At 70.3% G+C, this 6,762-nt stretch carries 6 protein-coding genes; 5 read left to right on the top strand and 1 reads right to left on the bottom strand.

Going from position 1 to position 6,762, the window contains the following annotated elements; genetic code table 11:
• Positions 1-719, top strand: a 719-nt coding sequence (locus tag BKE38_RS32580; RefSeq protein ID WP_165694316.1) for a hypothetical protein, incomplete at its 5' end; no start/stop codon positions are given.
• 24 nt (positions 720-743) lie between these two features.
• Here the strand turns inward: BKE38_RS32580 and BKE38_RS28665 are convergent.
• Positions 744-1,961: a hypothetical protein gene (locus BKE38_RS28665; RefSeq protein ID WP_131829778.1), complete on the bottom strand. Its 1,218-nt coding sequence runs from the start codon at positions 1,959-1,961 to the stop codon at positions 744-746.
• A gap of 324 nt (positions 1,962-2,285) precedes the next feature.
• On the opposite strand from BKE38_RS28665, the gene BKE38_RS28660 reads away from it, so the two are divergent.
• From BKE38_RS28660 to BKE38_RS28645, 4 genes are all read left to right on the top strand, one after another.
• A complete protein-coding gene (locus BKE38_RS28660) occupies positions 2,286-3,338 on the top strand; it encodes a YihY/virulence factor BrkB family protein (protein WP_083747940.1) in 1,053 nt (350 codons plus the stop codon).
• Positions 3,339-3,434: 96 nt separating this feature from the next.
• Positions 3,435-4,820 (top strand): esterase-like activity of phytase family protein, encoded by a 1,386-nt coding sequence (locus tag BKE38_RS28655; protein ID WP_076960535.1) that lies wholly within the window; start codon positions 3,435-3,437, stop codon positions 4,818-4,820.
• A 104-nt stretch (positions 4,821-4,924) separates the two neighbouring features.
• Entirely contained in the window at positions 4,925-5,446 is a 522-nt protein-coding gene (locus tag BKE38_RS28650; RefSeq protein ID WP_076960534.1) for a GNAT family N-acetyltransferase, read from the top strand.
• Positions 5,447-5,579: 133 nt separating this feature from the next.
• Positions 5,580-6,689 carry a mechanosensitive ion channel family protein gene (locus BKE38_RS28645; protein WP_076960533.1) on the top strand — a complete coding sequence of 370 codons (1,110 nt, stop codon included), beginning with the start codon at positions 5,580-5,582 and terminating at the stop codon, positions 6,687-6,689.
• Positions 6,690-6,762 lie beyond the last annotated feature (73 nt).

The following is a 6,762-nucleotide window of genomic DNA, read 5'->3' as shown; positions in this document are numbered from 1 at the left end:
CCGCTTTGCTCTCCCTGCTGCTGCTCGCCGCGGTCCCGGCGGCGGCCGAGGTCTCGCCCGGGGCGCTGGCGGCGGCGCAGTCGGCCTTCCGCGACTTCGACCAGGCGGCTCCGCCCGGCGCGCCGCTGGAGCAGCTGCCGCGGCTGTCCGACCCCGCCGGCCGGGCGATGCTGGAGCGGCTGTTCGACAGCGAGGCGCTGCTGGCCGGCCGGCCGCAGCAGGGCCAGGGCACCCCCGATCTGATGCAGTGGATCCAGCTGGCCAGCCGGGCGGTGCGCAACTACCTGACCGTGGTGCAGCGCGCCCCCGACCCGGCGGCGATGCAGGGCAGGCTGCAGGCGGAGCTGGTGCTGGCCACCACCTTCCTCTACCGCGCCCAGGCCAGCCTGGTGCAGGAGCTGCAGGCCGCCGGCCGTTTCCCGCCCCCCGGCGCGCTGACGCCGCAGCAGGAGGAGGGGATGCGGCGGATGCAGCTCGGCCTGTCGCAGGTGATCGCCGGCATGCTGCGGATGCTGGACGAGCCCGGCTTCAGCACGGAGAACCGCCGCCGCATGGCCGAGGTGGTGGCAACCGACCTGCCGCTGCTGCGCCCGGGCCTGACCGACGAGGCCCGCCTGCGCCTGGCCGCCGAAGCCAGCCGGCTGCAGGCGAAGGAAAGCGAGCCGGCGGTGGCCGCCTCCTTCGACCAGATGCAGCAGGCCCTGACCGCGACGCCGTGAGAGGCGGCGCCGCGGCCGCCGGCCTCACCAGAGGCCGGCGCTGCCGTAATCGCTGTCGCCGTAGTCGTTGTAGCCGCTGTTGAAGCCGGGATCGGAGAAGCCGCCGACATCGTCGGAAACGCTGTCGCCGTAGCCGTAGTCGCCCGACCAGTCGGTGAAGCCGCCGCCGCTATAGCCGCTGTAGCCATCGTCATCGTCGCCGCCGAAGCGGCCGCTGTCGAAGCTGCTGTCGCTGGCGCTGTAGTCGTTGTAGCCGCTGTTGAAGCCCGGGTCGGAGAAGCCACTGGCTTCGTCGGAAACGCTGTCGCCGAAGCCGTAGTCGCCCGACCAGTCGGTGAAGCCGCCGCCCAGGCTGCCGCTGCCGTCATCGCCGCCGAAGCGCCCGCTGTCGAAGCTGCTGTCGCCGCCCCCGCTATCGTCGTTGTAGCCGCTGTTGAAGCCGGGGTCGGAGAAGCCGCCGATATCGTCGGAGACGCTGTCGCCGAAGCCGTAATCGCCCGACCAGTCGGTGAAGCCGGACAGGCTGGCCCCGGACCCGCCGAAGCGCCCGCTGTCGAAGTCCCCGAACCGGCCGTTGTCGAAGCTGTCGCCGAAGCGGCCAGCGTCAAAGCCGTCGCCGAAGCGACCGCTGTCAAAATCGCTCAGCGCCGGGCTGTCGAAGGCGCTGGCGCCGTCCAGCCGGTCGCCCTTGCCGATGGAGACGTCGGTGAAGCCGTCGCCCCAGCCGAAATAGTCGGAGACCTGACCGGCCAGGTCGACGGTGGCGCGGCCGGCGCCCTCGCCGATCTCGCCGCCCCAATAGCCGCCCAGCACGGTGCCGACGCCGGTGCCCACCACCACGCCGGTGCCGGCGCCGGCCGCGCCGACCGTCAGCGTGCCGGCGCCCGGCACCACGCTGCCCGTGGTCGCGCCGGCGCTGCCGCCCAGCAGCCCGCCCAGGCTGCCGCCCACCGCGCCGCCCACCGCCGCGCCGCCGGCGCTGCCGACCAGGCCGAAGCTGTCGACCGTCACCTCGTCGAATTCGCCATGCCAGGCATGGTCGGCGATATCGGCCAGCCGCGCGCCCCAGGCCAGGTTGCTCAGCCCGTTGGCGACGCCGGTGCCGTGCAGCATGCCGTCCAGCACGGTGGCGGCGTCGTCAATCTCGCCGGAGAACTGGCCGATCGCCCGGTCGTCCGACGCCGCGCCCAGCCCTGACAATCCTTGCGGCGCATCTCCTTGCAGTCCGGGGCGATCGCTCATGCAGCGCTTCCTTCTTCCGACGCCCGGAACAGTCCGGGCTGCTGCAGGGCAAGTTCTTTTCGGAAGCTTGCAGATTCAAAACACGCGTCTGTCAGGATTTCCGAATTTTCTGTGAGACTGTTTTGCCAATTTTCTGCCGCATTTCTATTTCCATTGGGTGTTGTTCTGTCATATTATTGTGACGCGTCGAAGATCAATTGTAGGAGATGCATCATCTACCATGCTCGCTGCGTTGCGACGGAACCTTCCGCCGGTCGCGTCGTTGCACGGGCAGCGTCATTGCACAGGCGCAGCCCTTTTTCCGACCGCCCAGGATCACGGCCGATGTCCATCACCAAGAGCTCCGCCGCGCCTCCCGCCGATTCCCTGGTGCCGGACGGCCTGGCGCCGGAAGGCAAGCCGGCCGTGGCGCAGGCCCGGACGACGGCGCCGGGCGCCTCCGGCGCCGAGGGCCGCCGCGCCCGCAGCCCGGCGCAGATCCCGGCGCGCGGTTGGTGGAGCATCCTCAAGCGCACGGCGATCGAAGCCAACGAGGACCGGGTGATGACCGAGGCGGCGGGCATCACCTTCTATGCCCTGCTCTCGGTGTTCCCGGCGCTGACGGCGCTGGTCTCGATCTACGGCCTCTTCGCCGATCCGGCGACGGTCGCCACCCACCTGCAGCAGCTCGCCGGCTTCGTGCCCGAGGGCGGGCTGAACATCCTGGACGAGCAGCTGAAGCGGCTGACCAGCGGCGAGCCGGCCAAGCTCGGCTTCGGCGCCATCGCCGGCCTGGGCGTCGCGCTGTGGTCGGCCAACCAGGGCACCAAGGCGATGTTCGACGCGCTGAACATCGTCTACGAGGAGGATGAGAAGCGCGGCTTCGTCTGGCGCACCGTCATCACCCTGGGCTTCACCCTGGGCGCGCTGCTCTTCATCATCCTGGCGATGAGCTCGATCGTCGTGCTGCCGGTGGTGCTGCGCTTCGCCGGCCTCGAGAGCAGCACCGAATGGCTGCTGCGCCTGGCGCGCTGGCCGCTGCTGCTGGCCTGCATCACCGGGCTGCTGGCCACCCTCTACCGCTTCGGCCCCAGCCGCGAGAAGGCGCGCTGGCGCTGGGTCAGCTGGGGTGGCGTCTTCGCCGCGGTGGCCTGGGCCATCCTGTCGGCCGGCTTCTCCTGGTATGTCGGCTCCTTCGGCAATTACGACGCGACCTATGGGTCGCTCGGCGCCGTCATCGGCTTCATGACCTGGATCTGGCTCTCCGCCATCATTGTCCTGGTCGGCGCCGAGCTGAACGCCGAGATGGAGCACCAGACGGCGCATGACACCACCACCGGGCCGGAGCAGCGGCTCGGCCGGCGTGGCGCCCGCATGGCCGACACGGTAGCCCGGTAATCGGTTCCGCGATTTCGTCATCAAGCCGTCAAGCCGGCGCAACACGGGGACTCTAACAGCCGCGTCCATCGACGACGTCCTGAAGGAATCCCCGCGATGCGCGCTGTCCTGCTCGCCGCCACCGCCCTGCTCGGGCTGGGCGGCACCGCTTTCGCCGACCAGCAGCTGCCGGCGCGCCTGGCCGGCCATGCCGTCCTCCCCGCCTACGCCATGGCCCTGCCGCCCGCCGACGCGCCGCGCGACGCCATGGTGTCCGGCAAGTTCACCGGGCCCGAGGGCCGCGTCGACCGCCCGGGCAGCATCCCCGGCACCACCGGCCCGGCCCCGGAAGGCCGCCCCACCGGCATCTCGCTGCCCTTCATCGGCCAGCCGGTCCAGGGCTTCTCCGGCATCAAGCCGGTGCACAGCGAGCCCGGCGCCTATTGGGTGCTGACCGACAACGGCTTCGGCACCAAGCGCAACAGCGGCGACGCGCTGCTGATGTTCCACAAAGTGCGGCCCGATTTCCGCAGCGGCCAAGTCGCCGTCGAGCAGACCATCTTCCTGTCCGACCCCGGCCGCCGCGTGCCCTTCCGCATCGCCCATGAGGGCACCGATGCCCGCTACCTGACCGGCAGCGACTTCGACCCCGAGAGCATCCAGCCGATCCCGAACAATGGCGGCTTCTGGATCGGCGAGGAGTTCGGCCCCTTCCTGATCCGCGTCGACATGGCCGGCCGCGTCCAGCAGGTGGTCGAGACCCAGCTCGAAGGCCGCGCCATCCGCAGCCCCGACCACCCGTCGCTGCAGGTGCCGGCCAGCCCGACGGCCGGCGTCGCCTTCCAGTCGCAGCGCTCCGGCGGCTATGAGGGGATGGCCATGCTGCCCGATGGCAGCCGCCTCTGGGCCCTGCTGGAGAAGCCGGTGCTGGCTGCCTCCGGCCAGCCGGAAGGCGCCTTCCTGCGCATGATCGAGTTCGACACCGCCCGCGGCGCCTGGACCGGCCGCAGCGTGAAGTACCGGCTGGAGCCGGGCGCGACCGCCATCGGCGACTTCAACTTCATCGACGAGCGCCGCGCTTTGGTGATCGAGCGCGACAATGGCGAGGGCGACCCGTCGCTCGCCTGCGCCGCCGGCCAGCACGCCGCCGCCACCCCGCCCACCTGCTTCCACGCGCCGGCCCGCTTCAAGCGCATCTACCTGGTCGACCTGGGCGCGGTGGATGCCGAGGGCTATGTCGCCAAGCTCGCCCATATCGACCTGATGGACATCCGCGACCCCGGAAACCTGGCCCGCCAGCGCGGCGACCGGGCGGCCGATGCGCCGCGTGACCGCTTCGGCTTCCCCTTCTTCACCATCGAGGACGTGGCGATGGTGGATGCCGAGCACATCATCGTGGCCAACGACAACAACCTGCCCTTCAGCGCCGGCCGCCACCTGTCGCGCGCCGACGACAACGAGTTCATCCTGCTGCACGTGCCGGAACTGCTGCGCACGCGCTGAAGCTTGGGGCAGGGGGCGCCATCCGGCCGCCCCCTTGCCCGCCGCCGCCGGCCCCCTTACCCCTGGGGAAGCATCGAGACCTCTTCCCCGGCCGGAGACCCTGCATGCCGCTGCGCGACGCCACCGACCAGGACCTGCCGGCGATCACCGCCCTCTATGCCCATCACGTCCTGACCGGCACCGGCACCTTCGAGACGGTCCCGCCCGACCAGGCCGAGATGGCGCGCCGCCTGGCCCGCATCCAGCAGGCCGGCTGGGCCTGGCTGGTGGCCGAGGAGCAGGGCGAGGTGCTGGGCTTCGGCTTCTTCCAGACCATGCGCGACGGCGCCGCCTCCCGCTTCGCCGCCGAGGACCAGATCCATGTGCGCCACGACGTGCACGGCCAGGGCCTGGGCAAGAGCCTGGTCGCCGCCCTGCTGGAGCGCGCCGAGGCCGCCGGCTTCCGCCAGTGCTTCGCGGTGATCGGCGATTCGGAGAATGTCGGCTCGGTCGGCCTGCACCTGTCGCTGGGCTTCCGCCAGGTCGGGCTGCTGCGCGCGACCGGCTTCAAGTTCGGCCGCTGGCTGGATGTGGTGGTGATGCAGCGGGCGCTCGGCGCCGGCGACAAGACCATCCCCGCCGAATAGGACGGCATTTCGCTGCGCTGCCGAAGCCGGCTATTATCAGCGTTCTAGCGGCCTGACCTCACCTTCCCGTGCCTGCCCCTGGAAACGCGGCCCCCGGCTCCGCATTGACAGGGCGCGAGAAGCGGGAGGCGTGATGCTCGAGCAGATCGACGATATCGGCCAGCAGGCGGTCGATTCCCTGGCCTGGGCGCCGCCCTGGGCCGTGAGCCTGCTGGTGCTGGCGGTGGGGGCGATGGTCGCCCTCGGCGTGCACCGGCTGCTCTACCGGGTGCTGACGCGGCTGGTGGCCGAGCGCGACCTGTTCTGGCGCTCCCTGGTCAGCCGCACCGAAGGGCCGGTGCGCCTGGCGCTGATGGTCTTCTTCCTGTCCATCGCCGCCGGCATCGCGCCGCTGACGCCCGGCCAGACGACGGTGCTGCGGCACATCCTGCTGGTGCTGTTCATCGGCGGCGTCGGCTGGGCGGCGCTGACCGCGCTGCATATCTGGACCACCGTCTATCTGCGCAAATACAAGATCGAGGCCGAGGACAACCTGCTGGCGCGCAAGCACGCCACGCAGTCCCGCATCCTGAAGCGGGTGGCGGCAACCCTGATCGTGGTGATCACCACCGCCGCCGCGCTGATGACCTTCGACGGGGTGCGCCAATACGGCGTGTCGCTGCTGGCCTCGGCGGGCGCTGCCGGCCTGGTCGTCGGCCTGGCGCTGCAGCCGCTGCTGAAGAACCTGATCGCCGGCATCCAGCTGGCCATCACACAACCGATCCGCCTGGAAGACGCGGTGATCGTCGAGGGCGAATGGGGCAATGTCGAGGAGATCTCCTCGACCTATGTCGTCGTCCGCCTCTGGGACTGGCGGCGCATGGTGCTGCCGCTGTCCTACTTCATCGAGCACCCCTTCCAGAACTGGACCCGCGAGGGCAGCGCCCTGATCGGCACGGTGATGCTCTATGTCGACTACTCGGCGCCGATCGGGAAGATGCGCGAGAAGCTGGAGGAGATCGCCCGCAATTCCAGCCGCTGGGACGGCAAGGTGGTGAACATGCAGGTCACCGACTTCCGCCAGGAGACCATGGAGGTGCGCATGCTGGTCAGCGCCGGCAATGCCGGCCGCGCCTTCGACCTGCGCTGCGAGGTGCGGGAGAAGATGATCGACTGGCTGCAGCGCGAGCATCCCGGGGCGCTGCCGCGGCATCGCAACGAGATCGACCGGGCGTCGAAGGAAGCTTTGGTCTTGGCGAAGTAAGGGGCTGGGCAGGCCAGGGGAATGAATTCCCCTGGACCCCTTCTTTTTTCTGTCAGACTGCCGTGTCCACGTG

It is taken from the genome of Teichococcus deserti, assembly GCF_001982615.1.
In the GTDB taxonomy this organism is placed as follows: Bacteria; Pseudomonadota; Alphaproteobacteria; order Acetobacterales; family Acetobacteraceae; genus Pseudoroseomonas; species Pseudoroseomonas deserti.
The sequence above is the reverse complement of the archived record's forward strand: the minus strand, read 5'-3'. Positions and strand labels throughout refer to the sequence as shown.

What these genes read in the sequence shown, in the direction of transcription:
- BKE38_RS28655 (WP_076960535.1), top strand. Translation starts at nt 3,435, where the DNA reads ATGCGCGCTGTCCTGCTCGCCGCCACCGCCCTGCTCGGGCTGGGCGGC.
- BKE38_RS28650 (WP_076960534.1), top strand. Translation starts at nt 4,925, where the DNA reads ATGCCGCTGCGCGACGCCACCGACCAGGACCTGCCGGCGATCACCGCC.
- BKE38_RS28645 (WP_076960533.1), top strand. Translation starts at nt 5,580, where the DNA reads ATGCTCGAGCAGATCGACGATATCGGCCAGCAGGCGGTCGATTCCCTG.
- BKE38_RS28660 (WP_083747940.1), top strand. Translation starts at nt 2,286, where the DNA reads ATGTCCATCACCAAGAGCTCCGCCGCGCCTCCCGCCGATTCCCTGGTG.
- BKE38_RS28665 (WP_131829778.1), bottom strand. Translation starts at nt 1,961, where the DNA reads ATGAGCGATCGCCCCGGACTGCAAGGAGATGCGCCGCAAGGATTGTCA.